This is a genomic window from Phragmitibacter flavus (assembly GCF_005780165.1).
GTDB classification, from domain to species: domain Bacteria; phylum Verrucomicrobiota; class Verrucomicrobiia; order Verrucomicrobiales; family Verrucomicrobiaceae; genus Phragmitibacter; species Phragmitibacter flavus.
The window spans coordinates 63932-88862 of the sequence record NZ_VAUV01000018.1 but is presented as its reverse complement, the minus strand read 5'-3'; the positions used below and the strand labels follow the sequence as shown (position 1 = coordinate 88862).

The 24931-nt window shown below is 57.1% G+C and carries 19 protein-coding genes; 7 read left to right on the top strand and 12 right to left on the bottom strand.

Features of this window, described 5'->3' with window-relative positions:
* Positions 1–18: 18 nt before the first annotated feature.
* The 4 genes from FEM03_RS20675 to FEM03_RS20660 are packed head-to-tail and all read right to left on the bottom strand — an operon-like array spanning position 19 to position 5328.
* Positions 19–3102 (bottom strand): hypothetical protein, encoded by a 3084-nt coding sequence (locus tag FEM03_RS20675; protein ID WP_138088208.1) that lies wholly within the window; start codon positions 3100–3102, stop codon positions 19–21.
* Positions 3099–4121 (bottom strand): prepilin-type N-terminal cleavage/methylation domain-containing protein, encoded by a 1023-nt coding sequence (locus FEM03_RS20670; protein ID WP_138088207.1) that lies wholly within the window; start codon positions 4119–4121, stop codon positions 3099–3101. The genes FEM03_RS20675 and FEM03_RS20670 overlap by 4 nt, the downstream gene beginning before the upstream one ends.
* Positions 4114–4626, bottom strand: a complete 513-nt coding sequence (locus FEM03_RS20665) for a prepilin-type N-terminal cleavage/methylation domain-containing protein (protein WP_138088206.1) — start codon at positions 4624–4626, stop codon at positions 4114–4116. The genes FEM03_RS20670 and FEM03_RS20665 overlap by 8 nt, the downstream gene beginning before the upstream one ends.
* 15 nt (positions 4627–4641) lie before the next feature.
* Positions 4642–5328, bottom strand: a complete 687-nt coding sequence (locus FEM03_RS20660) for a pilus assembly FimT family protein (RefSeq protein ID WP_138088205.1) — start codon at positions 5326–5328, stop codon at positions 4642–4644.
* A 374-nt stretch (positions 5329–5702) separates the two neighbouring features.
* On the opposite strand from FEM03_RS20660, the gene FEM03_RS20655 reads away from it, so the two are divergent.
* Positions 5703–6323, top strand: coding sequence for a sigma-70 family RNA polymerase sigma factor (locus FEM03_RS20655; RefSeq protein ID WP_138088204.1), 621 nt, complete (start codon positions 5703–5705; stop codon positions 6321–6323).
* Positions 6320–7921, top strand: coding sequence for a LamG-like jellyroll fold domain-containing protein (locus tag FEM03_RS20650; RefSeq protein ID WP_138088203.1), 1602 nt, complete (start codon positions 6320–6322; stop codon positions 7919–7921). The genes FEM03_RS20655 and FEM03_RS20650 overlap by 4 nt, the downstream gene beginning before the upstream one ends.
* Positions 7922–7982: 61 nt before the next feature.
* Here FEM03_RS20650 and FEM03_RS20645 read toward each other — a convergent pair whose 3' ends face one another.
* The 4 genes from FEM03_RS20645 to FEM03_RS20630 form a co-directional block, all read right to left on the bottom strand.
* On the bottom strand, positions 7983–9314 hold the full coding sequence (locus FEM03_RS20645; protein WP_240772860.1) for an ABC transporter permease: 1332 nt from the start codon (positions 9312–9314) through the stop codon (positions 7983–7985).
* 30 nt (positions 9315–9344) lie between these two features.
* Positions 9345–10076, bottom strand: coding sequence for an ABC transporter ATP-binding protein (locus FEM03_RS20640; protein ID WP_425501968.1), 732 nt, complete (start codon positions 10074–10076; stop codon positions 9345–9347).
* Between the two features lie 66 nt (positions 10077–10142).
* A complete protein-coding gene (locus FEM03_RS20635) occupies positions 10143–11969 on the bottom strand; it encodes an efflux RND transporter periplasmic adaptor subunit (RefSeq protein WP_138088201.1) in 1827 nt (608 codons plus the stop codon).
* A 49-nt stretch (positions 11970–12018) separates the two neighbouring features.
* Positions 12019–13680, bottom strand: coding sequence for a TolC family protein (locus FEM03_RS20630; protein WP_138088200.1), 1662 nt, complete (start codon positions 13678–13680; stop codon positions 12019–12021).
* Between the two features lie 122 nt (positions 13681–13802).
* On the opposite strand from FEM03_RS20630, the gene FEM03_RS20625 reads away from it, so the two are divergent.
* The 4 genes from FEM03_RS20625 to FEM03_RS20610 all read left to right on the top strand — a co-directional run bounded on the left by FEM03_RS20625 (position 13803) and on the right by FEM03_RS20610 (position 17672).
* Positions 13803–14462, top strand: coding sequence for a sigma-70 family RNA polymerase sigma factor (locus FEM03_RS20625; protein WP_138088199.1), 660 nt, complete (start codon positions 13803–13805; stop codon positions 14460–14462).
* Positions 14463–14627: 165 nt separating this feature from the next.
* Entirely contained in the window at positions 14628–15308 is a 681-nt protein-coding gene (locus FEM03_RS25705; RefSeq protein ID WP_138088198.1) for a type IV pilin protein, read from the top strand.
* A 147-nt stretch (positions 15309–15455) separates the two neighbouring features.
* The gene (locus FEM03_RS20615) at positions 15456–16106 is read left to right on the top strand and encodes an N-acetylmuramoyl-L-alanine amidase family protein (protein WP_138088197.1); all 651 of its coding nucleotides are present in this window, start codon (positions 15456–15458) and stop codon (positions 16104–16106) included.
* A 48-nt stretch (positions 16107–16154) separates the two neighbouring features.
* A complete protein-coding gene (locus tag FEM03_RS20610; protein WP_138088196.1) occupies positions 16155–17672 on the top strand; it encodes an NAD(P)H-hydrate dehydratase in 1518 nt (505 codons plus the stop codon).
* A gap of 39 nt (positions 17673–17711) precedes the next feature.
* Here the strand turns inward: FEM03_RS20610 and nadA are convergent, their stop codons facing one another.
* From nadA to FEM03_RS20590, 4 genes are all read right to left on the bottom strand, one after another.
* Positions 17712–18653 (bottom strand): quinolinate synthase NadA, encoded by a 942-nt coding sequence (gene nadA, locus FEM03_RS20605; RefSeq protein ID WP_138088195.1) that lies wholly within the window; start codon positions 18651–18653, stop codon positions 17712–17714.
* Positions 18654–18766: 113 nt separating this feature from the next.
* Positions 18767–20038, bottom strand: coding sequence for a bactofilin family protein (locus tag FEM03_RS20600; RefSeq protein WP_138088194.1), 1272 nt, complete (start codon positions 20036–20038; stop codon positions 18767–18769).
* Between the two features lie 29 nt (positions 20039–20067).
* Positions 20068–20445: a bactofilin family protein gene (locus tag FEM03_RS20595; protein WP_138088193.1), complete on the bottom strand. Its 378-nt coding sequence runs from the start codon at positions 20443–20445 to the stop codon at positions 20068–20070.
* Positions 20446–20649: 204 nt separating this feature from the next.
* Positions 20650–22104, bottom strand: a complete 1455-nt coding sequence (locus FEM03_RS20590) for a dihydrolipoyl dehydrogenase family protein (protein WP_138088192.1) — start codon at positions 22102–22104, stop codon at positions 20650–20652.
* A gap of 202 nt (positions 22105–22306) precedes the next feature.
* Between FEM03_RS20590 and FEM03_RS20585 the strand changes: the two genes are divergently transcribed.
* A complete protein-coding gene (locus tag FEM03_RS20585) occupies positions 22307–24892 on the top strand; it encodes a DNA gyrase subunit B (RefSeq protein WP_138088191.1) in 2586 nt (861 codons plus the stop codon).
* Positions 24893–24931: the final 39 nt, after the last annotated feature.

Here is a 24931-nt window from a genome sequence, read left to right as displayed (position 1 = left end):
GTAGGTGGAAGAGGGTCGCTAAGGAGTTAGGTTGCGTGATGTGACTTTGCGAAAATGGACGGTTTTAATGTCATCAGCATAGTTATCGATGGTCTCGTTGTCATCAATTTCAAGATAGCGCTCGAGCGCAGTCTGATTGCGCTGTTCCGCCGTGACGAGCAAACTTCCGGTGCGTGTTTCACGCAGGGTTTGTCCGATGCTGTAAACACAGAACACGCTGCCACGTGTGGTGACGAGACTGCCGATACTGCGCACAATGGCTTCGCTTTCCTCGCCAAGATCAGCGACGCCGGCGATTTCGACGATTTCCCCTGGCGAATCAAAGGAGTCAGGGTGGCCGAATCGGCGGGATGGATCGGTGGAGAGCCAGCGGCGGTGGTAAACATTGCCAGCGATTTGTTTGGCCTGGGTGCTGTCGAGGATGTCAGGGGTGTCAGTTTTGCTGGGGGCACCGGCGAAAATGGCAACCAGGGGGAGTCTCCGAACCAGGCGACTGGACTCATTGGTGACTGCGGTGGGGTCGGCATAGGGCTCAACGAGGGCGTTGATGTTTACCCTCCCGCCGACGCCGGTGCCGTGTGGGGTGAAGATGTCCTGGGCTTGGTTGGGGGAGACGGCGGGTGCGGTGAAGAGGTCCATGAAGGCCCAGTCTGGAACCGTGGTGTTTGTGTGGAGGCTGGGTTGAAGTCGCAGGGTTCGGTAGGAAATTCCATGTTTGCCGGCTCCATCGTGAATCTCAACCCCGGTGTGGATGAAACCCAGTTCGCCCGCGGAGTAGACCATTCCCTGTTGGTTTTGTTCATGACCTTTTGGGTATGGAAATTTCATGCTGACTGAGGTAACCAGTCCAGAGGCATTGGTGTCCTGAGGAGGGTCAAACTGGGGGGCTTTGCCCAACGAGTTGACATCGTCATTGGGCGGGCCAATGGGAGTGATTCCGTCAGGATTTTGACGTGAAACTCCTCCTTTGAGGCCGGCGAAGGTGTTGCGGGGACTGGAGGGTTTCCAGTCGCCAGTGACATTGTTGATGAAGGGGTCGTCGACCGCCATGGAGCGAATATCGCCGGGAGCGGTTCCCGGAGTATTGACCGTATAAAGGACGGACCCACCGCTGATGGGGCTTACTTCGAAACGTTGGGTGCCGGGGTCGGAAGAGAACCCGCGTTCGAACTCGGCCTCAGTCGGAGGAATAGGGGTTTTGTCAGGCTTCATTTTGTTCATGACCAAGGCGAATCGCATGTTGGTGAACTGGGTGGGGCGTCCTTTGGGATTGGTCGGGGAGGTGGCTATAGGGAGGCGCCAGGCATCGAACTGGAGTGTTTTGTATCCACCTCTATCAATTACTGGGTTGCGCTCATCCGGGGGGCCTTCTCCAACGATGTTTTCTTTTCTTACCAGCCACCATTTTCCACCGTTGCTGCCGTCCCCCATTTTCCACACATGGACGGGCGGGGCACCTGTGGTGCCGCCCCCGGCGATATGGTTGTTGTAAACCCACAAGTTGCTGGTTGGGGTTGCCTGATTGTATTTGACGGGGAGTTTAGTGAGATCCAGCGAATCAATTCCGTTTCCTTCTGGAAGGTGGACTTCGACAAAAAATTTGCAATGGAACCGGCCTGCATTTGGTCCGCTGGTTTCTGGATCGTCGGCTACCCAGACGCCCATTTCTGTGATGTAGAGGCTGCGGGTGATGCCTTTGTAGGTGTAGTTGGCACCACGAATGCTGGGATCTTCAATGTCGCTCACAAATTCCCCATTGCGCATGATGCCGCGCAGGGGTTCGACAAGCAAGTATTCCGATTCGGCGCTGCGCACGTAGTCGATGATGTTGAGAGCGATTTGAGTGAGGCGGATATCGCTGTCGCCATAATATTTTTTTTGCAGGCTGGGTTTACCTGCTGTTCCTTGAACCATGGGCCAGTCTTCACGTTTCATGTAGTTGACCAGTTGTTTGACGACCTGGTTGAGTTTGGTGTAATTGATGGAGTCTCTATCGGTGCGACCAGGATCGCCACCGAGATCGGTAAGGGTGCCTGCGCCGCTGCCTGGGGCAGGTCTGCGACCCGCGTCTTTAAGGATGTCGATGAAGGGGCGGCCCTGGGCGTATTTGCGTTGGGTGGTGAGGACGATGCGGGGTTCGTTGAAGAAGGTGCTGTCGGGATCTTGATTGTAGTGGGTGAGTTCGAATTTGTAGGCGTTGAGTGCTTTGGTGAAGCCATCGGTGTCGTTGAGGGCGTCGAGTTTTCTGGCTTCAAAGAGGGAGTTAAAGAAACGATGGGGGTTGCCGTTGGAAGGGATACCCAGATCGGTGTAGGTGTGGTTGCTGGTAATGTATGAATGGAGGGTGTCGGCCATTTCCGGGGTGAAGGATATTCCCCGCACCGGGTCATTCAGGCTCGTCAAATTGACGGAGGTTGGATGGCTCGGAGAGAATGGGTTGTAGTTTGCGTTGGTGGGACTGCTGTTGAGGGGATTGCGTTTCCAGGCGGTGTTGATGTTGATTTTGCTGGATTCGTCATCGGTCCAGTAGGCGTAGCGGCCCACCAGGGGGTTGCTGGTGTTGCCAAGGACGGGAGTTTCTGAGTAGTCGAGGGAGCCGTCTTCGCGAACGTAGACCCAGCGAAGGGGAAGGGCGACGGCACCGGTGGTGCTGAGTTCGGGGTCGGGGGACTGGTCGGTGATGAGGTGGGAGGGGGGATTTTGATCGGCGAGGGTCTGGATGTTGAGGTTGGCAGGGGCAAGCACGTCGGCGGTGTAGACGGCGGCGGGGTCGGTGGGATAACCGGAGTGGAGGTTGACCTGGGTGGAGAGTTTTTTGGGTTGGGCGGGGTCTCCGGGGACGATGAGGGCTCCGGGTTTGCTGGCCCAGACGAGGTTGGGGTCGGCAGTTTGCTTTTTGAGGACGCCGATCACGGAGTCGACGCCCATCTGGGACAGGAATTGGGCGCGTCCGCGGTCCTGGTGGCTGGAGGCGGAGACGGTTTCATACCGGACCAAGTCGGCGAAGCCAAGCACCATGATGGTGATGAGGGCGAGGATGATGATGGTCATCACCAAGGCAACGCCAGAGCTGTTTCGTGAGGATGATGGATGGATTTTCATGGGGCGTTGTCGAGGTAAACGCGCAGGCGATGGGCGGTTGCGCCTTGTGCGATTCTTTTGAGTGAGGGGCTGGTTTGAAGCGCTTCCAGAAAGGTGGCGGAGGAGGCGGAGGTGGCGGCGAGGTTGTTGGACAGAGCTTTGATTTCTCCCATGATGGCGGGTGTGAAGAGGGCGGCGGTGCGGGAGTCGACCAAGACGAAGGCGACGTCGACGCTGTGGGGGAGGGTGGGGGCGGTGTAGGTTTTTGGTTCGCCGGAGGAGTCGGCGCCGGTATAGTCGACGCGGGAGTCAAAACTTTTGGTTGATGCCGTGGTGGTCGTGGCGGTGGTGGCGTCGATGATGTTTCCGGAGGCATCGTGGCATTGGGCCCAGAAGGCGATGACGTTGTCGGCGAAGAGACCGCGGTAGGCGTTGGGTTGGGTGGCGTTTGAGGGGGTTTTGTTGTCGCCGGGGGCGACGGCATCGAGGGTGGTGTCAGTGATCCACTGGCTGGCGTTGTCGTAGATGGTGTAGGCGGGGTCGTTGGGGTTGACGAAGTAGCGGCAGAGCATGGCCCTAGGGGTGCTGGTGCTGGTGTCCCAGCGAACAAAATATCCAATGGTGGCGAGGTCGCCGGCGGAGAGATCGTTCGCAATGGGGGCCTGCCAGAAGATGGCATGGGGATATTTGAAGCCGTTGGGTCCGCCGCTGACGGTGGGCGGGTTGTGGACAAACTGGAGGTCCGGGTAGTCGGTCATGATGTTGCCGGCAGCGTCGCGGGGCTGGGCAACGGGCAGGGAGGCGCTGCGGAGTTCGCGGGCGATGAAGTCGACCAGGGAGCGACCGTTGGCGCGCCGGTCGGCGCGTGCGTTGCCGCTGCTCCAGGTGTTGGCGACCATGCTGGAAACCTGGGCGAGCACGAGGATGAGGATGCTGAGGATCGAAATGGAAACGAGCAATTCGAGAAGGGTGAATCCCTTCTTGAGGTGCTGGCGCTGGGGGGGCGCGCCAGTTTTTTGGTGGCTGGGTGCGCTAATCATCGGTAATGGTGGAGTGGAACGTCTTGGTCCTTTGCGGATTGGGCGGGCTGGTTGCAGGCCAGTGGAAAATCATTCTGGCCGCCAGGCAGTGGTCGCCGGGATCCGGGAGGGTGAGGCCGGTTGCATTGCTAGCGAGTGGGACCATCCGGCTCATGGACAGATTGCATTCAAAGACGGTGTTGATGTCATCTTTCTCGGTGCGCAACCCGTCTGCGGAAAAGTGGAAGGTATAATCGGGCGCCGTTTTTTCGTTCAAATGGGTATCGAGGCTTACGGGGAGACCGTCTTCGGCAATTTTTCGTTTCACTTCTGCAACCGCCTGGGTTGCAAGGGTGGGGAGGATGGAATTGGCACCGCTTTTTTCATCGTTTTCGAGAAGGGTGGGAAGCAGGCCAATAACGGAAAACAAGGAGATGCCGGCCACCGCGATGGCGAGTGAAACCTCCACCAGGGTGAAACCGGGCCGACGTTTTTTCTTCAATAGGGTGCTGGGTTTAGCGAGCATGGTGGCGGAGTTTTCCTAGGGTAGTTCGGGGCGTTCAATTTTGGTCTTACCGGTGGCTCCGAGGATGGTGATCCGGTAGAAGTTGACTGGTTTGCCGTTGAGCACCTTCGTGTAGGTGGTGGTGTTTGAAGACGTGGTTCCGTCGACCACTTGCATCTGTGAGGCGGCGTTGCTCTCCAGTAACCCGCCGCTGGGAACGAAGACCCGGGCTGCAAATTGATTCGCCGTAAGCGGGTTGTCGTGGTATTTGACCGAGCCGGGGGCGAAGAAGGGAAGAGGGGTGGAGTTGTGGACGAAAGATCCGTAGGAGTTGTTGTTGACGTCGACGGTAATGCCGTCCGGGAGGATGTTCCATTCGGTGAATTGTTTCCAGGCAGGTCCACCGGGGGGGTATTCGAAAACGGCCATCGCCCGGCCATCTTCGTTGGTGCCTGCATTGGTTACGATGACGACAGCCGTGAGCACGTTCCCGGTCATGGCGCGTTGGCGCGCACCGTCACAAAGTTGTGAAACTTTATTGCCAGCATTGGTGATGGCCATTCCCCCCATGGCCCCGGACAGTCCGGCACCTGACAGGGCGAGAAGGGCTCCGATAATGGTGATGACCACCAGCAGCTCGATCAACGTGAAGGCCGCTGGAGAGAAGCGACTATCTCGATACGGAGCTGCACGAATCGGCGCGATGTGAAGGGGAGACAGCATGGGGAACTCAAAGATCGAAATGACCTGAATAGAATAAAATGGTATTTACTAAGTATTGACATAAACAGGCTTTGATTGTCGATGAAATAATTCCGAATCCTCATTTTTTTGGATTTCTGGAATGGCCAATCCCGTTCTTATCTAAGGAATTGGGGGGGCGACTTATGATGCGCCTCAAAGACAAATTGTTTTCTGGAGTCTGCCACAGCACATTTTTCTCAAATATTTTTCTAATATCTCAATGCGGTGAAAATTTTCGCGTTCGATTGGAATGAGAAAGACAGAATTAGGCTTGAATTTGTGCTGCGGAGCGAAACAGGCGACAATTGAATGGTGGATATGATTCGAACTAGACTTGTTATATTGGTGATTTCATGAGTTTGATTGATCACAGTCGAGATGTTGCCTTGATCCGGGCGGCGCAGGATCATGATCTGGGGGCGTTCGCGGCTTTGGTGCAGAAGCATCATGCGGGGGTGTGGGCCTGCCTGGCGGTGCGCATGGACAGCCGGCATGATGCGGAAGATCTGGCTCAGGAGGTTTTTTTGACGGCTTTTCGGAAGATTGATTCGTGTGATCCGGAGCGACCGATGGCACCTTGGCTGCGGGGGATCGCGATGAATTTGCTGGCGAACTACCGCCGTAAATTTCGGGCGATCCCGGTGGGCCTGCATGAGGAGCTGCAGACGGTGCTCGACGCTGAGGTGGCGGGGCAGTTCGAAAATGCGGGCGAGGGGGAGATGCTGGACGCGCTGCGTGAATGTTTGAGTCTCGTCGATGGTCCGTCGCGCGCGCTTTTGAATGCGCGGTATGCGGATGGATGTTCGATTGAAGAGCTGGCACGGCAACTGCACAAGCGGCCTTCGGCGCTGTCGATGCAGCTGCACCGGTTGCGGGTGGTGCTTGGAGATTGCATTGCTTCCAAAGTGCCGGATTCTGTGGCGGTTTATCCCTCAACTCCCACTGCTTCTCCATCTCCTTCTCCTTCTTCATGAACCCGCGTTCGATGCAATGGCAAATTCTCGCAGCAGGTGCTGTGGAGGGAAACCTGTCGAAGGAGGAAATGGAGCAGTTGATGTCGATTTGTGCGGAGAGCGCGGAGGCGCGCCACGCGTTGGGAAGGTTGCTGGCGGTGGATCGTTTGTTGCCGCTGGCAATGGAGTCGGCGGAGGGTTCGCTGGCGGCTCGCGAGGCGGTGATGAGGATCGAACAGGATGAGCAGGTGTCGATGGAGATGGCCTGGAAGACGGCGGAGCGGGCGCGTCGCTGGCTCTGGCAGCGTCGGTTGAAGCGGGTGGGGACGGCAGCGGCGGCACTGGCGGTAATCGGGCTGGGAGCTTGGTGGCTGGCGATGTGGCAGGTGGCTCCGGCTTCGGTGATGCGTTCTGAAGGGATGGTTTGGGTGGGGACGCCGCCATCGTTCACCGAACCGGATCTGGCGCGGGGTCAGCGTTTGCAGGGCGCGAATGGATTGCTGGAGCTGGGTTTTCGCAATGGGGCGCGGGTGGTGTTGGAAGGGCCTTTTGATGTGGAGTTGCGGGACGAGACGGAGATTTATTTGAGGCAGGGACGGATCTCGGTGAGGTGTCCGAGTTCAGCCTATGGATTCAAGGTGGTGACGGAGCAGGCAGAGGTGGTGGATCTGGGCACGGAGTTTTGTGTGAGTTTGGAGGAGGAGGGAAAGATGGAGGTGCATGTGCTGGAAGGGGCGGTGGAGGCGAAGGGGTTTGGACATGCGAAAACGACATTGCTGGCTGGCGAGGCCGTGCGGTTGAGCAAGGCCGGGGTGAAGCGCATGGAGGTGGACGCGAGTGCGTTTGTAACGGACATGCCGAGCCGCAAGGATGAGCCGATAAGGTTCATTCACTGGTCGTTCGATGAACCGCAGGGAGCGGTGGTGGAGGATCGTGGCAGGGGATTTATTGGTGGGGATAGTGACACGCGATTGTTGATGAAACAGTTTGGCAAGAAGGCGGAGGAGCCGAAGCGGACGGCGGGGGTTTTTGGTGGCGGTCTTTCGTTTGCCGGGGATGGGGGTTATGCGGAGACCGAGTTTCCGGGGATTGCAGGGAACCAAGGCCGATCGATTGCACTATGGGTGAGGGTGCCGAAGGATGTGGGTGTGTATGAAGGGCACGGCATTGTGTCCTGGGGCACGGTGTCGGGTCCGCGCGCATGGCAGTTGTCGGCCAATACCACGACGGAAGGTTTGAAGGGCCGGTTGCGGATCGGAACTTATGACGGGGGTTGTGTGATTGGCACGACGGATTTGCGCGATGGGCAATGGCACCATGTGGCGGTGGTGATGTATGCGGGATCGCGTCCGAATTTGTCGACCAATGTGCTGCTTTATGTGGATGGGAAGAAGGAGACGGTGTCGCGCCGAACGCTGACGGAAATCCAGACCAATGTGCTGGAGGCGGGGCACGGGGTATGGATGGGGCGGAACATCGTTTATACCGATGAGGCGGCGAGAAAAGGGGCGCCGAAGATGTTTTTCCGCGGTGATGTGGATGAGGTGTTTATCGTGGATGCGGCGTTGTCGCAGGATCAGATTGTGCGGATGATGCGGAACAATGAACCGCCGGGTTAAGGGAGGCCCGGGGGGACCGGATTAGAGCCTCATTACGGCGGCGGCTACGTTCAACTTTGAACTACTCGTGACGAAGGGCTTCGACGGGGTTCATCTTGGCGGCGCGCATGGCGGGGTAGATGCCGAAGGCGATGCCGGTGATCACGGAGATGGAGAAGGCGAGGGTGGGGGCCCAGGCCTTGATGACGGTGGTGACGCCGGCAAAGTGGCTGATGGCGAGGGGAATGCCGAGGCCGAGGATGACACCGATGACGCCACCGGCTCCGGCGAGCAGGATGGTTTCGATGAGGAACTGCAGGACGATGTCGGCCTGACGGGCACCGAGGGCGCGTCGGACCCCGATCTCACGGGTGCGTTCGGTGACACTGGCGAGCATGATGTTCATGATGCCGATGCCGCCCACGAGAAGGGAGATGGCGGCGATGCTGCCGAGGACGATGCTGAAGATGCGTTTGGTGTGCTCGGCCTGGCGAAGCAGTTCGATGGGGACGGTGACGCGGTAGTCTTCCTTGGGGTGATTGCGGGCGAGGAGGTGCTTGATGGCTTCGGCGCGGCTGACGACGGAGTCGATGTCGGCAACACGGACGATGGCTTCGTGGAATTCGACTTTTTCGGCTTCGAAGCTGCCGCTGCGGTGACGGAAGAAGGTGTCGCCAAAGTGGTCGAGCAAGGTGTCGAACGGCATGATAAGCTGGGCGAGATTGGCGTTGCCGCTGCCGCTGTTGGTGCCGCCCTGGATGCCACCTTCACCGGTGGCGCGCAGGCTTTCGTCTTCGATGATGCCGATGACCTGGTAGTAGGAACCGCGGATGCGGACGGCTTTACCGATTGGGGTGGCGAGGGGGAAGAGGCGCTGGGCGGCGTTTTCGTTGAGGACGCAGACGGGGAGGCGTTGTTTTTGTTCGAGCTCGTTGAAGAAGCGTCCGGCAACGAGGTTGCGGTTGCGCATCTCGGGATAGATGGGGAGTGCGCCGATGATGCTGGCGTCGACGTTGCGTTCTTCGACCCAGAGGAGTTCGCTGATGACGCGGCTGGGGACGACGATGGAGATGCCGGGGATGGTCTGGCGGATTTGATCGATGTCGCGGGTGGTGAGGCCGTAGTCGAGAACCACGCTGCGATTCTGGCTGGCGGGACCCTGGTTCTCGGTGGGTTTGACGCTTTCGAGGATGATGTTTTGCGATCCGAGCTTGCGGATTTGTTCCTGGGCTTCGTGACTGGCTCCTTCACCGATGGCGAGCATGGCGACAACGGAGGCGACGCCAAAGACGACACCGAGGGCGGTGAGCATGGAGCGCAGCCGGTGCAGCCAGATGCTCTTGGCACCCATTTCCATCGACCGCAGCAGATGCTGGGGCGAGAGCGCGAGACGGAGGATGGGGTTGGATGTCAAAGGCTAAGGGATAAAGGATAAGGGCTAAATTCAGACGGGAACTGCGGAAAGCGGAACACTTGAAACTGAGAGCTTTGCTTTTGCTTTGGCGCCGGGTTCGTCTTTGTCGAGAAAGCCGTCTTTGAGGCGGATGACGCGGGAGCAGCGTTCGACCATGCGTTCGTCGTGAGTGACGAAGACCATGGTTTTGCCGGCGGCATTGAGGTCGTCGAAGATGTCGAGGATCTCTTTGCCGGATTTGCTGTCGAGGTTGCCGGTGGCTTCGTCAGCGAGGATCACAAGTGGGTCGTTGGCCAAAGAGCGGGCGATGGCGACGCGTTGTTGCTGGCCGCCGGAGAGTTGGTTGGGACGGTGATGGAGGCGGTGGTCGAGTCCAACTTGGGTGGCGAGACGGGTGGAGATGATGCGGCTTTCTGCCTGGGGAATGCCTTTGTAATAAAGGGGGACTTCGATGTTTTCGAGGACGCTGAGCTGCTGGATGAGATTGTAGCTTTGGAAGATGAAGCCGAGGTTGCGGCAGCGGGCGCGGGAAAGGTCGTCGTCGTTTAGGGTGGCGACATCTTGCCCGCCGAGAAGATATTCGCCGCTGGTGGGTTGGTCGAGGCAGCCGAGGACGTTGAGCAGGGTGGATTTGCCGCAGCCTGAAGGACCCATGATGCAGACGTATTCACCTTCGTTGATGGTGATGTTGAGGCCCTGGAGGACATGGGAGTCGACATCACCCTGCCGGTAGATTTTGCGGATGTCGCGAAGCTCGATGATTGGGCGCATGAAGAAAGGCGAAAGGATAAGGGCCAAGGGCTAAAGTCAGAATCCTGACTCTGGGCGTTAGCGCGCGGCGGTGATGGTTTCTTTCTTGGGCTCAGCCGGGGCGGGAGTTGCGGCCGGGGCGGTCGGGGCCTTGGGAGCAGAGAGTATGGGGGCGGATTCGAGGGTCTGGCGTTTGGGGATGGAGAGAGAGACGTTTTCGCCGAGGGCGAGACCACCGACGATTTCGATGAACTGGTCGTTGAAGGAACCGGTTTTGACTTCGCGGCGTTCGAGTTCGCCGGAGCCGGTGTTGACGTAGGTGAAGAAGTGGTCGTTTTCGACTTCGATGCTCTGGACGGGGACATACAGGACGTCGTCGAGCTGGTCGACGATGATTTCGACCTTGGCGTTCATGCCGGGTTTGAGCCATTCGTGGGTGCCGGTGATATGGACGACGGCGGGGTAGACCTTGAGGTTGGGGGTGAAGCGTGAGCTGGCGGAGTCGGGAAGAACGGCGAGTTCGGCGACCTTGCCTTCGAGGGTTCTGCCGGGTTCGGCGTCGATGGTGACACGGCAGGCCTGACCTAGGCGGATTTTTTTGACTTGGGACTCGTGGATGTTCACGCCGACACCCATTTGCGACATGTTGGGAATGGTCAGGAGGGTCTGGCGGAAACGGGTGGTGGCGCCTTCTTCGATGATGTCGCTGCTGCGATAACCGCCGCCTTTGGTGGAGCCGTAAGCGATGAGGCCGGGGACGGGGGCTTTGATGATGGCGGCTTTGAGTTGGCGGTCGAAGTCTTCTTTGCGCTGAAGGGAGACTTCGTAACGGCGTTTGGCGGTCTGGAATTTGGACTCCACCTGCGCCATGCGGGAGCGATTGGAGCGGAGGGTGCGCTGAAGATTTTTCAGGGCTTCCTCGTAGGCGGAGAGGTAGAGCTCGGCCTGTTTGGGGAATTCGTAGGTCTTGAAGAGGTCGAGGGTGGTGCCGCCGGTTTGGAAGGCGAGACGGGATTTCTCGTGATTGACTTGATCGGTTTCGAGGGTGGTTTTGGTAATGAACTTTTTCTCGGCGAGGCGTTCGCTGGCTTCGATGTTTTGTTTGGCGATGCTGAATTCGGATTCTTTGAGGAGGAGGTCGTTGCTGAGCTGGCGAAGGGTTTGTTTGGCTTCACCATCGCCGAGTTGGTCGTTTTCGAGATAAGTGATGAAGTTGATGCGGGAGGTTTCAGGTTCCGTTGCTGGTGCGGGCGTCGGGGCAGCATCGGTTTGTGCCTTGGGATCGGGCTCGGCGAGGGGATCTTGCTGAAGGGTGGGAAGGCTGGAGATTTGCGGTTTGTAAGCGTTGAGGGTGCCGATCCAGGCGTCGAGTTCAGGTTCGGCGCTGGGGAGCTGGCGGGCTTTGAGGACCTGGCTGGCGACGATTTTGCCCATGTAACGCTCGAAGTCCATGAGGGCGAAGCGGATGGATTGTTCGGCGGCGCGGGCGAGGCTTTGGTTGTCGCTGGTCTGGATGGCGCGTTGTTCGTCGGCTTCGATGTAGGCGGAGACGGTGGTTTGGAACTCGATTTCGTGGTTGATGATGCGCTCTTTCAAGTCGGCGCTGTCGAGTTCGATGAGGACTTTGCCATTTTTAACGTCTTCTTCGGTGATCTGGTAACCTTCGGGGATGAGAGAAAGGATTTTGGTGGGAAGTTCGATCTCGCATTTGACCTCGTGATTGCTGAGGGCGCGGATTTCGCCCCCCTGGAGGACGTTGATCTGGATGGTGCCTTGTTGGACGGGAATGGTGGGGAGGCTGTTGGAAGCATCGGAGCCGCGTCCGGTGATAAACCAGGCAAGCAGACTAATGGCGGTGAGAATGCCGAGGAGTCCGAGAATTTTTTTGCGTGGTGGGCGAGGCATGTTTTGAAAGGCGGAGGGATGAAAAATACTGAAAACGCGAGGGTTTAGGTTATTTGGCTTCGTTAGACAATACGCGTTCCCAGGCTCCGTCTTTCTGGATGTAGAGGATGCCCATGTCTTTCCAGAGATTGAGTCGGGCGATGTTGTGACTGACGAGGGCGGCGGTTAGGGCGTCGCGGGCCTCGATGAGGTCTTGTTGGGCGTCGACAAGGTCACGGGTGCTGCCGCGGCCGACTTCGTTGAGAAGGCGTTCGTTTTCGAAGAGCCGGTCGCTGAGGGTGATGCCGGTCTGGGCGATTTCGTATTGTTTTTGGGCGGTTTGGAGATCGCGCCAGTCGGTGCGCAGGGCGCTGCGGACGGTTTCCTGGGCGAGGTCGAGTTCACGGGTGGCGGTTTGTTCAGCGATGAGGGCAGACTGGTAGGCGTTGCGATCGGCTTTTTTGTCGAGTCGGAGGTCGACATCAAGCCCTGCCCCGAGCTTGCGGCGGTCAGTGTTGAGGGAGGTTTTTCCGGGATCGCTGTTGATCTGGTAGCCGCCGGTGAGATCGATTTGCGGGAGGAGGTTTTGCTCGCCGAGTTTGATGCGACGGCGGGTGTCTTCGAGGCTGTCGGTGTTGTTGTGGAGGTCAAGCCGGGCGGTGAGGGCGGTGTCGATGGACTGGTCGTAGGTGAAAACGGGGTCTTCGATGGAGAGTTTGGTGAGCTCTTTCGGGTCGGGGATGATGGTGGTCTGGACGGGAATGCCGAGGGAGATTTTGAGATCGTCGAGCTGGCTTTCGTAGTTGCGGATGGAGTTGATCCACAGGCGTTCGTAGCGGAGGGAGGCTTGTTCGATCAGGCCGATTTGGGATTCGGTGCGTTTGCCTTCAGTGACGAGGGCACGGGATTCAGGGAGGATTTTTTGGAATCCTTGATAGGCGAAGTGGGCGTTTTGGGCGGCTTCTCGGGCCTGGAGGGTGCGGTAGTATTGGGTGGCAATGTCGACGGCGAAAGTTTTGCGGTATTGGGTGAAGTCGCGGATCGAGTAGAGGAGGTCGCGCTCGGCCTGGGTCAGAGTTTCCATGGTGGCGCGTTGACCGGCACCGCGCAGAAGGGGCTGGGTGAGGGTGACGGCGAGGACGGAATCGCGAACTTGGGTGACGTTGCCGGAGAGGAAGCGCAGGAAGTCGGTGGTGAAGTCGGTGGCGAGTCGCGCACCGGTGCGGGTGAGGATGCTGAGGCCGGCGGTTCCGGTGGTGGTGAAGGTGTTTTCGCGGATGAGTTCGTTGATGGCGGGGGTTTGGATGTTTTCGTATCGGCCGGAACCGAAGGCGGTGAGGATGGGGGTGAACTGGTGGCGGGCGAGGGTGAGGTCGAGGGCCTGAAGGTGGAGGAGTTCCTTACGGCTGAGGTAGTCGCGGTTGTGGGTGATGGAGAGTCGGAGCGCTTCGTGCAGAGGGATGACGCGGGCGTTCTTCTCGATGTGGGAACTGTCTCCGAGGAAATCAGCGGCCTTTTTGTTGGTGGCGAGGGTATCCAGCGAGGCCGGGCCGGGCGGGGTGATGTCGAGGAGCTGGTCGCCGGAATTGGGGACGGTCGAGGTTTTTTGTTTAAGGACCTGATTAACTTCCCGGTCAGCGGATTTGCGCATTTGGGAGGGAGTGCAGGCGGCGAGGGTGGCGAGCAGCAGGGCGGTGGCAGCGGTGTGGGAGCGAAAAAATTGAGGAAGCATGATTGATGGCGCTTAGGGTTTTACGGGAGGGGTGGGGGTGGTCTTTCATGCGCGGGGTGGGTGAACCGGGGGATTAAAATGGGTGTTTGCAGGTGTTGGGGACTCTGTATATGCTGTTTGAAATGGCGGAGCCCCTCGAACAAGCACAGCAAAAACCTGAGTCATCGCCGCAGACGCGGAAGACTTTGATTGAGAAGCTGGACAACTGGTCGGACTGGTCGAGCTGGGATGAATTTTACCGCACTTATTCGGGTTTTGTGTTTCATGTGGCACGCAAGTCGGGATTGTCGGACGAGGAGTCGAGCGATGTGGTGCAGGAGACCTTCATCGGGGTGGCGAAGAACCTGCAGAAGAAGAAGTTTGATACTTCGCAGGGGTCATTTAAGAGCTTTTTGTTGAATCAGGCCCGCTGGCGGATTTTGGATCAGTTTCGGCGCAGGAAGAAGCAGCGGGAGCGGGAGGCGAACATCCATTTTGAAGATGACGAGAGGAACACGGCGCCGATTGACCGCTGTGCTGATCCGCGTGGGGTGGCCTTGGAGGATTTGTGGGACAAGGAATGGCGGGAACAGGTGATGGAAATCGCGTTGCGCAAGGTGCGTTCGATGGTTTCGCCCCGGCAGTTCCAGATTTTTTCGTGTTACGTGCTAAACAACTGGCCGGTGGAGCGGTTGAAGGAGGAACTGGGGGTGAATGCGGCGCAGGTGTATCTGGCGAAGCATCGGGTGGGGCGCTTGTTGCGAAAAGAGGCGGCGCGTCTTTCGGCGGAGGCGGAGAAGTAAGGCCGGGGACAGGCTGGAGCCTGGCGGGTCTCGACGTTGCGATAAATTCCGCAGGATTTTTCTACCCTTTCCGGAGCGTTTCTGGTCTAATTGATTTGGAAATTGCCTCTGCAAAGAGGTGTTCCACGCAGAATATACCCTAATAACATAACGATAGATAAAACCATGAAAACCAAACTTAACAAGGGCTTTACCCTTATCGAACTACTGGTGGTGATTACCATCATCGCCATTCTGGCGAGCCTTGCGGTTCCGACCTTTGGTCGAATCCAGGAACGCGGCAACATCACCAAAGGAATCAACAACTGCAAACAGATCATCTTGTCGCAGCAGCTTTATGCTTCAGATAACAATGGCCGTTATTCAGACAAAGATTCCGAAGGAAATGACGCGGACAACGCAAATGATGCTTTCCGCAATTTGTTCATCGCAGAAGTCCTCGACAATGAAACCATTTTTGGGTGCCCGGTGAGCAACTGGGGCATTCCTGATGGCCGAATTGGCGAGAGCCCTGGCTTTGATCAAGCGGTTGGAAGGAACGAAAATCATTGGATGATGACGGCCGGGTTGACCAACTCGTCCAGCGGCAGCATTCCTGCGGTTTTCGAAGCGGCAACTCAAGCGGAATGGGATCCCGAGTGGAACGCCGATGCAGCCGGTCAGGCTGATGTGCAAGGTCGCACTTGGGGCGGTGGCAAGATCATTATCGGCCTCAATGATTCCAGTGTGACATTGACCGATCTGGCTGGTCGGAGAGGTGTTCAGAAGTTGAAGGGTGAGGCGGACAACCTCTTCGCCCGTCAGCCGATTGAGAAAGATATTCTCGGCGTTGATGGAGAAGGCTAATAATTCAGGGATCAAGCTGAACTTCGTTCATGCCGCAGATCGAAAGGTCTGCGGCATTTTTTTAGGGTTGCGGCTCCAGCAGTTCCGACTTATGGAAACGCAGCCATACTCCCCCGCTCCACCTGTCTGATCGTTTTGTTTTCGCTGATGTCTTCTTTCCCTCGCACCGGCACATTTATCAATTGGTCCACCTGCGCCATCGCAAGGTTGCGCGTGGTGGTGTTGTTTGCGCTGTTCTTGCTGGTGGCAACTCGGGCTGAGGCGTTCAATACAGTGGTCATTGATGCGGGTCATGGTGGGCATGACAGGGGCGCTTCGATTGGCTATGTTTTTGAGAAACATCTGGCGCTGGATACCGCCCGCCGGGTTCAGCAGCTTTTGAGGGCGCAGGGTTTGAATGTGATCATGACCCGCAGCACGGATGTTTTCATTCCGCTGGCGGGCCGTTCCGGCATTGGAAACAGTCACAACAATGCAATTTTTGTCAGTGTGCATTACAACTACAGTCGTGGCGGTTCCGGACATGGGTTGGAGACGTTTTACCACCACAGCGGCAGCTACCGGCTCGCAGGATTTATTCAGGCATACATGATCCAGGAAACGAGGTTGACGAACCGGGGGGTCAAGAGCGCAAGTTTTCACGTCATTCGCAACACCAGACGCAATCCTGCCGTGCTGGTGGAGTGTGGATTTGTCAGCAACTCCCGCGAGAGGGCGGACATGATGACAGGGCGGTATCGGGAGAAAATTGCCACTGGCATTGCCAAGGGAATCCTTGCTTACCGAAAGCTGCGTTGATTGTGCATTGTGGATTGATTGCATCATCGACTGAGATGATCTTGGCGAATGATGGTAACTTGTGAACAGATGCAGCGTCTGGAGGAGTCTGCGTTTTTGCGAGGGGTGTTGGCGAAGGATTTAATGGAAGAGGCGGGGGTGGGCATTGCGAAGGTGGTGCAGCAATTTTTTCCTCAGACAGGAGCTTTGGTTTTGTGTTTGGGAAAGGGCAACAATGCCGGAGACGCGCTGGTGGCGGCGCGAATATTGAAAGAGCGGGGATGGCAGATTGTGGTGAGACTTGCCTATGCGGAGAAGGATTTTAAGGCGTTGCCAGCGGCGCATTGGAAGGCGTTGGGCGGAGAGTTCAAGATCGTGAACAGCCTTGTGGAATTGTCCGATGAAAGGGGGAGCGTGGTGGTGATGGATGGATTGATTGGCATTGGTGGAGTCGGACGCGGGGCGTTGAGGGGAGGATTGGCTGATGTGGTTTTGGAGATCAATGCATTGCGCGAAAGGCGGCATGTGGAGGTGATGGCACTTGATTTACCTTCCGGGTTGGACGGCAACACAGGCGTTCCCGGAGCCTGTTGTGTGAGAGCAGACCTCACGATTACGATAGCCTGTGTTAAGGTGGGATTACTCGCCGATGCAGCAGTAAATCATGTAGGCAGACTGGTCGTGGTGCCTTTGCGTGAACTGGCTGACGGGGCAGGGGATGCAGATGCTGTCGTGTTGTTGTCGAACCGATTGTTGTCGAAATTGCCGCGTCGGGATTTTGATTTTCACAAAGGTCGCGCGGGTCGGGTGGGGATCGTGGCGGGATCAAGGGGGATGCTGGGGGCGGCGGTGTTGTCGGCGCGTGGCGCGCTGCACGGGGGCGCGGGGTTGGTGACGGTATATGTGAGGGAGGAAATGTATGCTTTGCTGGCACCGATGATGCCGGTTGAAGTAATGGTAAAACCGGTCCCAAATTACGAGGTCTGTTTGGAGGATCGGCTGGATGTTTTGGTGATCGGTCCGGGATTGGGAAGGATGTTTGCAGAGGAGGTGCGTGCGATTTTGAAAAAGGTGGCGGTTCCTGTGGTGCTGGATGCGGACGGCATCAATGCGATGGCGGAATCGGACGCAAGGTTGGATTTTTTGGGTGAGGTGAAGGCACGGGTGCTTTTGACGCCGCATCCGGGAGAAATGGCACGGTTGGTAACAGGGGCAGAAGAGTGGAAGTGTCTCTCGCGGGCTGAACTGGCGCGGGAATTCGCGGAGCGTTTTCCGAATGTTCAGTTGCTGTTGAAGGGTTCGCGCACGGTGATTGCGGCAAAGGGCCGGGCTTTGGCGTTTAATACCACGGGAAATCCTGGCATGGCTTCCGGCGGAATGGGCGATGTTTTGAGCGGGCTGTGTGGGGCGCTGATCGCGCAGGGATTGGATGGATATGACGCGGCCTGTCTGGGCGCGTGGCTGAGCGGTCGGTCCGCCGAGTTGGCGATAACGCACGGTGAGGTGTCTCAAGAATCGCTGACGGCGGGGGACGTGGCGGCGAACTTGGGCAGGGCGTTTGCGAGCTTGAAGGCGCTGGATTTTTGACGGGTGCGCATTGCAGCCTTGCGGTCCAATGATTGACTATCAGCGGCTGAGTTCCAGCATGCGTAAAATGGGTTTTTCAGCGCGTTTACGAATGTCTTCGGCCATTTCGACCTGAGGACTGAGGTTCAGGAGACAATTGTGGAGTTTTTCCAGATTGTTCATCTTCATGTAGCGGCAGTCCGCGCAACGGCAGTGACCGGTAGGGCCGGGGATGAAGCGTTTGTGGGGGACCTCGCGTTCGAGTCGATGCAGCATGCCGCTTTCGGTGACGATGATGAAAGTCTCAGCCGGGCTTTCGAGGCAGTAATGCACCATTTTTTCGGTGCTGCACACGACGTCGGCGAGCATGCGCACGGCGTAAGTGCATTCCGGATGGGCGACGACGGCGGCGTCAGGATATTCTTCTTTGATCTGATTGATGCTGTCGCGGGTGAACTCGACATGAACATAACAGGCACCCTGCCAGAGGTCCATTTTACGACCGGTTTGTTCCATGACCCATGAGCCGAGGTTTTGATCGGGAACAAAAAGAATGGGGCGGTCCTTGGGGGCGGCTTCGACGATTTTGACCGCGTTGCCGCTGGTGCAAATGCAGTCGCTCAGGGCCTTGACGCCCGCGCTGCAGTTGATGTAGGCGATGACGTAATAGTTTTTCTCGGCGTGAACTTGAAGGAATTTTTCCAGTTGGGGAGCGGGGCAGCTCTGTTCGAGGGAGCAGCCGGCGTTGGCGTCGGGCAGGACGACGATCTTGTTGGGGTTGACGATCTTGGCGGTTTCAGCCATGAAATGGACCCCGCAAAAGACGATAACGTCGGCATCGGTTTCCTTGGCTTTGTAGGCGAGCCCAAGTGAATCCCCCACGAAATCACCCAGTTCCTGAATCTCGCGACTTTGGTAGTTGTGAACCAGAATGACGGCATTGCGTTCTTTTTTGAGACGCCGGATTTCGTCAGTGATGTTGGGAGCAAGAATTTGGACCATGGTAGGTGAGCAGGGAAAGGATACGTATCATCCATGGCGATGGTTTGCAATCAGGCACGCACGACCAAAGATGGAGGGTCGCTGTCCCTGTCGCTTTCGATGAAGCGCAATCGTCAGAGCGGGAGGGTGGGCTGCTCGCCTTCCTCGTCGGGATTTTTTGGTTTGGCCTTTTTGGGGGCGGGACGGAGGATGTTCATGGCACCGTCAAGATGACCACCCGGTTCGATGTTGACGGAGCGGGCGGTGACGTCGCCTTCGACGCATCCACCGGAGCCGATCAAAACAGGGCCGTTGCAGTGGATGTTGCCGCAGATGCGGGCGTAAATTTCGACTTCTTCGGCAAAGATCGTGTTCACCAGCTGGATGTCGCTGCCTTTGACGACGTGGAGTCGGAGGCAGTGAATTTCGCCAACAATGGTTCCAGCGGTGCGCATGGTGAGTTCGCCGGTGCATTCAACCCTGGCGGAGATGATGCCCTGAACATGGAGGTCGCGACATTTGATTTCGCTGGTGTTGACGTTGCCCATTTTGCGGACGTAGACATCGCCGCGGGTGCGAATGGGGGTGGTGGAACTGACGTTGATGTCGATGTCCTCCATGCAGATGCTGGAGGAGCAGGCCGGACATTGGGTCTGGCGTGCCGAACGGCCAACTTTAAATTTGTGATTGCAGTCGAAGCATTCGATTTCCTTGAAATGCTGTTGTCGGATGCCCTGTTCCCGCATTTTTTGGAACGTGCTGGGCTCAGGGGCGCGAACGGGCTCGGGACGTTTAACCGGGGTGCGGAGCGGCGCGATGGGAATTCGTGAACGACGCTGGAGTGGAAGACTTGGAGCCGGAGTTGGCTGAGATGGCGGCTCGGGCTCAGGCTCAGCCTCGGCTGATGATTGAGGTTCGGTAGTTCCGTCTTCGAGCGAGACTTCGGGGACGTCTGGCGCGATGACTTCCGGCTCGTCGATGGTTGAGGTTGATTCCTGGTCCGGGATTTCGTGGCGTTCTTGGGTTTGAGGCGACTCGTCTTGAACCCCCATGATCATGTTTCCGAGACCCAAAGGAACAGGTTCGCCATCCGAGATTTCCGGAAGAAGGGCGCTGGGAGGTTGCGGCACTGGAGCCGGTTCCGAATCGTTGAACTCCCCTGCAGACGAGGTGGGATCGGCCTGATTGACCGAAGGGAAAATCGCGCTCGGCACAGGGTTGATCTGTGACGAGGCGATGACTTTACGCTTTTCGATGCGGAGGTGCTCTCCGCATTTCCGACACATGGTCGTGACGACGAGACGAGGCTCCCGCTGAACCGAGCCGCACACTGGACAGATCACTTCGATCTGATTCTTGGGCAGCGCGGATTTCTGCGGTTTAAGGCCGAGAAGTTTGCCGAGCACGAATCCGATAGGGCGCGATTAGTTGATGATTAGTTGGGGCGATTGGCGGGGGCGTTGGCGGCAGGCTGACCACCTTTGCCGGCGGCGGATTTGCCAACTTGGGAACGACCGAGGAAAGTGGCTCCTTCTTCGATGGCAAGGGTGGCTGCGGAAACATCGCCCACCAGGGTGGAGTTGGACTTCAGCTCGCAGCGCTCAGCCACGGTGATGTTGCCTTCCACTTTGCCAAAAAGGGTAACACTGCGCGTTTTGATCTCGCCTTTGATCAGAGCGTTTTCGCCGACGGTGAGGCTGCCGTCTGAAGTGACTTCGCCTTCAATCTTGCCGTCGATGATCAGATCATGGGAAAATTTGATGGAACCTTTGATTTCGACGTCGTTGGCGAGAACGTTTTTACTGGTGGTCATGTTTGGAGCTATGGTTGATCTTTGAGGTGAAACCGGTAGGGGTGAACGGATGGAAGGATTTGCGCCAGGAATTGGAGCGAAACTTTCCGGGCGGCGTTCATCCTTCGGACTGTCTGTGGGTTGGCCGATGATTTTCTGCAGCATTGGACGAAAGTAAGCGGGTTGCGGATTGGGTGTCAATGAAACTGTAAGAGAATTTACGAGCTAATCTTGCGGTGTGTTCAGGCTGGCAACAGCGTCTTGGAGATCCTCGGCAGGGTAGCTCCAAATCTCGCTAAGGGTGGGGTGATACCAAGGTGCGGTGACGAGTTGACCAACATCGGCGTTTAGGTGCAGGGCGATGGCGGGCTGGTGGATGAGTTCCGTGGCTTCGGGGCCGATGACTGCAGCACCAAGAAGTTTTCCGGTGGAAGGATCGGCAATGAGTTTGACGAAGCCCTGCGTTTCGCCCATGACCATGGATTTGCCGTGGTCGTCGAACGGGTAGGAGGCGCTGATGTGTGGGACATTCTTTTCCCGGGCCTCGGTTTCGCTGAGGCCGACGACCGCGATCTGAGGTTCGGTGAAAATGCCGTAGAGCTGGCAGCGATAATCCATGGTGTGGGAGGGGGCTTTTCCGGCGAGCATCTGCGCGGCGTTTTTCGCGGCGGTTTCGCCCTGTTGAATGGCGAGATGGACGACTTCCAGGGGCCCGCAAACGTCACCAGCGGCGAAGACGCGCGGGTGGCTGGTTTGCTGGGTGGGGGCAGCTTTGATCTGGCCGTTGCGATTGGCTTCAATTCCACAGGTGGAGAGATTGAGTTTGGCGGTGTTGGGGGAGCGTCCCAAAGCAACGAGGATCTCATCGCTTTCGACTTCATGAGGAGAGCCGGTGACCTGATCGAGGTAGGTGAGCTTTTTGCGATTCCCGATGCGCTCGACCTGGGTGATTTGGGTGTTGGTGTGAACGGTGATGCCGCGGGCTTTGAAGGCGGTTTCGATGGTTTCGGCGATGTCGGCATCCATACCGCGCAGCAGCTGCTCGTTGCGTTGCACGATGGTGACTTTGCGTCCGATGCCTTCGAGATAGTGAGCCATTTCGAGGGCGATGGCCCCACCTCCGAGCACGGTGAAGCTCTCTGGAAGATGGTCGGTGTCGAGAATGGTGTCGCTGGTCCAGAAACCGGTTTCTTTGAGGCCGGGAATGTCAGGGATTTGAACGCTGGAACCGGTGGCGATGAGAACGGTGCCGGCGGTGATGACAAAGGCATCTTGATCGGGAATGTCGATCTGGAGTTTGATGGTTTGTTCATCTGAACCTTCGAAGCTGGCTTGGCCCCGGATGAGGTCGAAACGACCGTCCTGGAGCTGTTGCTGGCGGTAGCTGGCGAAGTCGTCGATGAGAAAACGTTTGCGATCGCGGATGGCTCGAATGTCGGCTTCGCCACTTTGGGCCCGTAGGCCGAAAGTGGCGGCATGGCGGATGGTGAGGTTGCGGTTGGCGCTTTCGATGAGGGTTTTGCTGGGCATGCAACCCCGTAGAATGCACAGGCCGCCGAGCTCTGCGGCGCTGTCGATCAACACCGTTCGGAGCTTAAGCGAAGCGGCGGTTCTTGCGGCGGCATAACCGGCGCTGCCGCCGCCCAGAATGGCGAAATCGTAGTGGTTGGTGTGGCTCATGGGAGGCGATTACGCTTGCGGAAGTCAGATTGCAACGCGGGGCTGATATTTTCAGGGGTTGCGGGGATTTTGAAGGGTCAAAATAAAGTGCGTTTTTGTATCAAAAAGACTGGCGCAGCCCCTGCGTCTTGCTATGCTAAACGTCTTCTGCTTCTGCGGTTTTTAACACCGTTTTCTGTGCACGCTTTTGTATAAATTTCTCATGCCCGACGATATTGTTCCCGTTGTTCCCGAACCTGAGGCTGCTTTCAACACTGGTGTGGCCGACGATCAGGCTTATGGTGCCAGTCAGATTCGCAAACTGGAAGGCCTTCAAGCGGTGCGAGAGCGCCCAGGCATGTATATCGGTTTTACCGATGAGCGGGGGCTTCACCACTGCGTTTTCGAGGTGGTGGACAACTCGATCGATGAGTTCCTCGCAGGCACCTGTCGCAATGTGCAGGTCACCATCCATGGAGACGGTTCACTTTCAGTGGAAGATGACGGTCGCGGCATCCCAGTGGAGATCCATCCGGATGAAGGCATTCCCACGGTGGAGCTGGTGCTGACGAATTTGCACGCAGGTGGTAAATTCGGCGATGGGGCCTACGAATTTTCGGGTGGTTTGCATGGCGTGGGCGCGAAGTGCGTGAATGCGTTGTCGGACTGGTTCAAAGCGGAAGTCTTTCGCGATGGGAAAATCTACGCGATCAGTTTTGAGCGTGGCAAAACGACCACGCCGTTGCACATTTTGGGAGATCTGGCTGATCCAAAGCGGACCGGGACGAAGATCACGTTTTTCCCCGATGCGACCATTTTCACGATTACCACGGAATTCCGTTTCGAGGTGCTGGCGAACCGTTTGCGCGAACTGGCGTTCCTGAATCCGGGAATCAAGATCACGCTGACCGACGAGCGCGAAGATACGAAGCGTTCAGAGGTGCTTTTTTACAAAGAAGGCGTGGTGGAGTTTGTTCGTCAGTTGGGCGAAAACAAAGTGGTGGTGAACGAAAAGCCGATCGCGCTGACAGGGCGTCGCGAGATTGAGCTGAACGAGAAGAAGAAGTTCGTTTTGGTCGACTGCGTGATGCAGTGGAACGACGGCTTCATTGAACAAACCTTGTGTTTTACCAATGCCATTCCCAACCCGGATGGCGGAACGCATTTGACCGGTTTCAAGAACGCCCTCACGCGCGCCATCAACAACTACGCCAAGGCGAACAACAAGATCAAGGAGAAGGATCTTCAGATCACTGGCGATGACTGTCGCGAAGGCATGGTGTGTGTGTTGAGCGTGAAACATCCGAATCCCAGCTTCAACGCGCAGACGAAAGTCCGGCTGATGAACGTGGAGGTCGAGGGGATCGTGAACAGTCTCGTGTATGAGGCGATGATGACTTTCCTGGATGAGAATCCGTCGGTAGCGGACGACATCCTCAGGAAAGTGCAAACGGCGGCACGTGCGCGTGAAGCAGCCCGCAGAGCTCGTGAGACGGTGCGTAAAAGCGTGATGAGCGGCGGAAGTTTGCCCGGCAAGCTGGCTGACTGCACCGAGCGCGATCCGAGTTTGAGCGAACTGTTTATTGTCGAAGGTGACTCCGCAGGTGGCTCTGCCAAGGTGGGGCGTGACCGGCGCGTGCAGGCGATTCTTCCTCTTCGCGGTAAGCTGATCAACGTCGAGAAGGCGGATCTGGAGAAGGCGCTAAAGAACAAGGAGATTCAAGCGATGATCACCGCGATCGGCACCGGCATCGGTGGTGGCGCGGGCAATGACGAAGGTCGATTCCGGCTTGAGAAAGCGCGTTATCACAAGATCATCATCATGACCGATGCTGACGTCGATGGCAGTCACATCCGCACCTTGTTGCTGACGTTCTTTTGTCGGCAGATGCCGGAGTTGGTCAAGCAGGGTTATATCTACATTGCCCAGCCACCCTTGTATCTCGTCAAGCGTCGCAAGCGTGAAGAGTATGTGCAGGATGATGAAGAGTTGGACCGCATTTTGATTGATCTTGGCGCTGAAGATGTGCGACTTCGGAATGCCGAGGACAAGGTGGTCATTGAGGGCGATTCGCTGAAGAAAATTTTGGAGTTACTGTCGCGACTTAGTAAGTTCAGCGAGATTATCCGTCGTAGCGGTGGTAATTTCGAAACTTACATTCAAAGGCGTGACGACGACGGCAATCCTCCAGCGTTTTTGATCAGATTGCGTGAGGGCAACGAAGAGAGAGTGCTGTATTTCCGCACGGATGAAGAGCTCGCTGAATTTGCGCGGAACAACTCCGATTTGAAAGTGTTCGGCAACAGCCAGGCGGAAGAAGGCACCGCAGTCGAGGGCGTTCCAGAACCGGTTGAAGCCCCGGTGAAGACCAACCGGCGAGCAACGCTGGTGGAAATTCACGCGGCGCAGTCGATCAAAAAATTAATGGTGCAGCTTGCTGAACTGGGTTTGCCGATTGAACACTTTTCCAGTCAGGACAAACCTTTGTTTGAGTTGGTGGAAGGCGATGGTGACAACGCGAAAGTTCATCCGATTTTCAACGTTCCAGGCATCCTCGAGGGGGTGATGAGCATTGGTCGTCGTGGTCTTGAGATTCGCCGATTCAAAGGTCTTGGGGAGATGAACGCCAAGGAACTTTATCTCACCACGATGGAGCAGAAAACCCGCAAGCTTCTTCGGGTGAAGATGAACGAGGAGAACATGGTTGAGGCGGACCGGATCTTCACCATTCTGATGGGCGACATTGTGGAACCGCGCCGGCATTTCATTGAAGAGAACGCGCTGAATGTGCGCAATCTCGACGTGTAAACAAGTGAGTCAGCGCAGATTCTCCATCTACCTCATACT

Excerpts from the sequence above, each read along its gene's own strand:
- FEM03_RS20635 (WP_138088201.1), bottom strand. The coding sequence starts at position 11,969 with ATGCCTCGCCCACCACGCAAAAAAATTCTCGGACTCCTCGGCATTCTC.
- FEM03_RS20670 (WP_138088207.1), bottom strand. The coding sequence starts at position 4,121 with ATGATTAGCGCACCCAGCCACCAAAAAACTGGCGCGCCCCCCCAGCGC.
- FEM03_RS20610 (WP_138088196.1), top strand. The coding sequence starts at position 16,155 with ATGATGGTAACTTGTGAACAGATGCAGCGTCTGGAGGAGTCTGCGTTT.
- nadA (WP_138088195.1), bottom strand. The coding sequence starts at position 18,653 with ATGGTCCAAATTCTTGCTCCCAACATCACTGACGAAATCCGGCGTCTC.
- FEM03_RS20655 (WP_138088204.1), top strand. The coding sequence starts at position 5,703 with ATGAGTTTGATTGATCACAGTCGAGATGTTGCCTTGATCCGGGCGGCG.
- FEM03_RS20665 (WP_138088206.1), bottom strand. The coding sequence starts at position 4,626 with ATGCTCGCTAAACCCAGCACCCTATTGAAGAAAAAACGTCGGCCCGGT.
- FEM03_RS20590 (WP_138088192.1), bottom strand. The coding sequence starts at position 22,104 with ATGAGCCACACCAACCACTACGATTTCGCCATTCTGGGCGGCGGCAGC.
- FEM03_RS20615 (WP_138088197.1), top strand. The coding sequence starts at position 15,456 with ATGTCTTCTTTCCCTCGCACCGGCACATTTATCAATTGGTCCACCTGC.
- FEM03_RS20660 (WP_138088205.1), bottom strand. The coding sequence starts at position 5,328 with ATGCTGTCTCCCCTTCACATCGCGCCGATTCGTGCAGCTCCGTATCGA.
- FEM03_RS20650 (WP_138088203.1), top strand. The coding sequence starts at position 6,320 with ATGAACCCGCGTTCGATGCAATGGCAAATTCTCGCAGCAGGTGCTGTG.
- FEM03_RS20630 (WP_138088200.1), bottom strand. The coding sequence starts at position 13,680 with ATGCTTCCTCAATTTTTTCGCTCCCACACCGCTGCCACCGCCCTGCTG.
- FEM03_RS20595 (WP_138088193.1), bottom strand. The coding sequence starts at position 20,445 with ATGACCACCAGTAAAAACGTTCTCGCCAACGACGTCGAAATCAAAGGT.
- FEM03_RS20585 (WP_138088191.1), top strand. The coding sequence starts at position 22,307 with ATGCCCGACGATATTGTTCCCGTTGTTCCCGAACCTGAGGCTGCTTTC.
- FEM03_RS20625 (WP_138088199.1), top strand. The coding sequence starts at position 13,803 with ATGGCGGAGCCCCTCGAACAAGCACAGCAAAAACCTGAGTCATCGCCG.
- FEM03_RS25705 (WP_138088198.1), top strand. The coding sequence starts at position 14,628 with ATGAAAACCAAACTTAACAAGGGCTTTACCCTTATCGAACTACTGGTG.
- FEM03_RS20675 (WP_138088208.1), bottom strand. The coding sequence starts at position 3,102 with ATGAAAATCCATCCATCATCCTCACGAAACAGCTCTGGCGTTGCCTTG.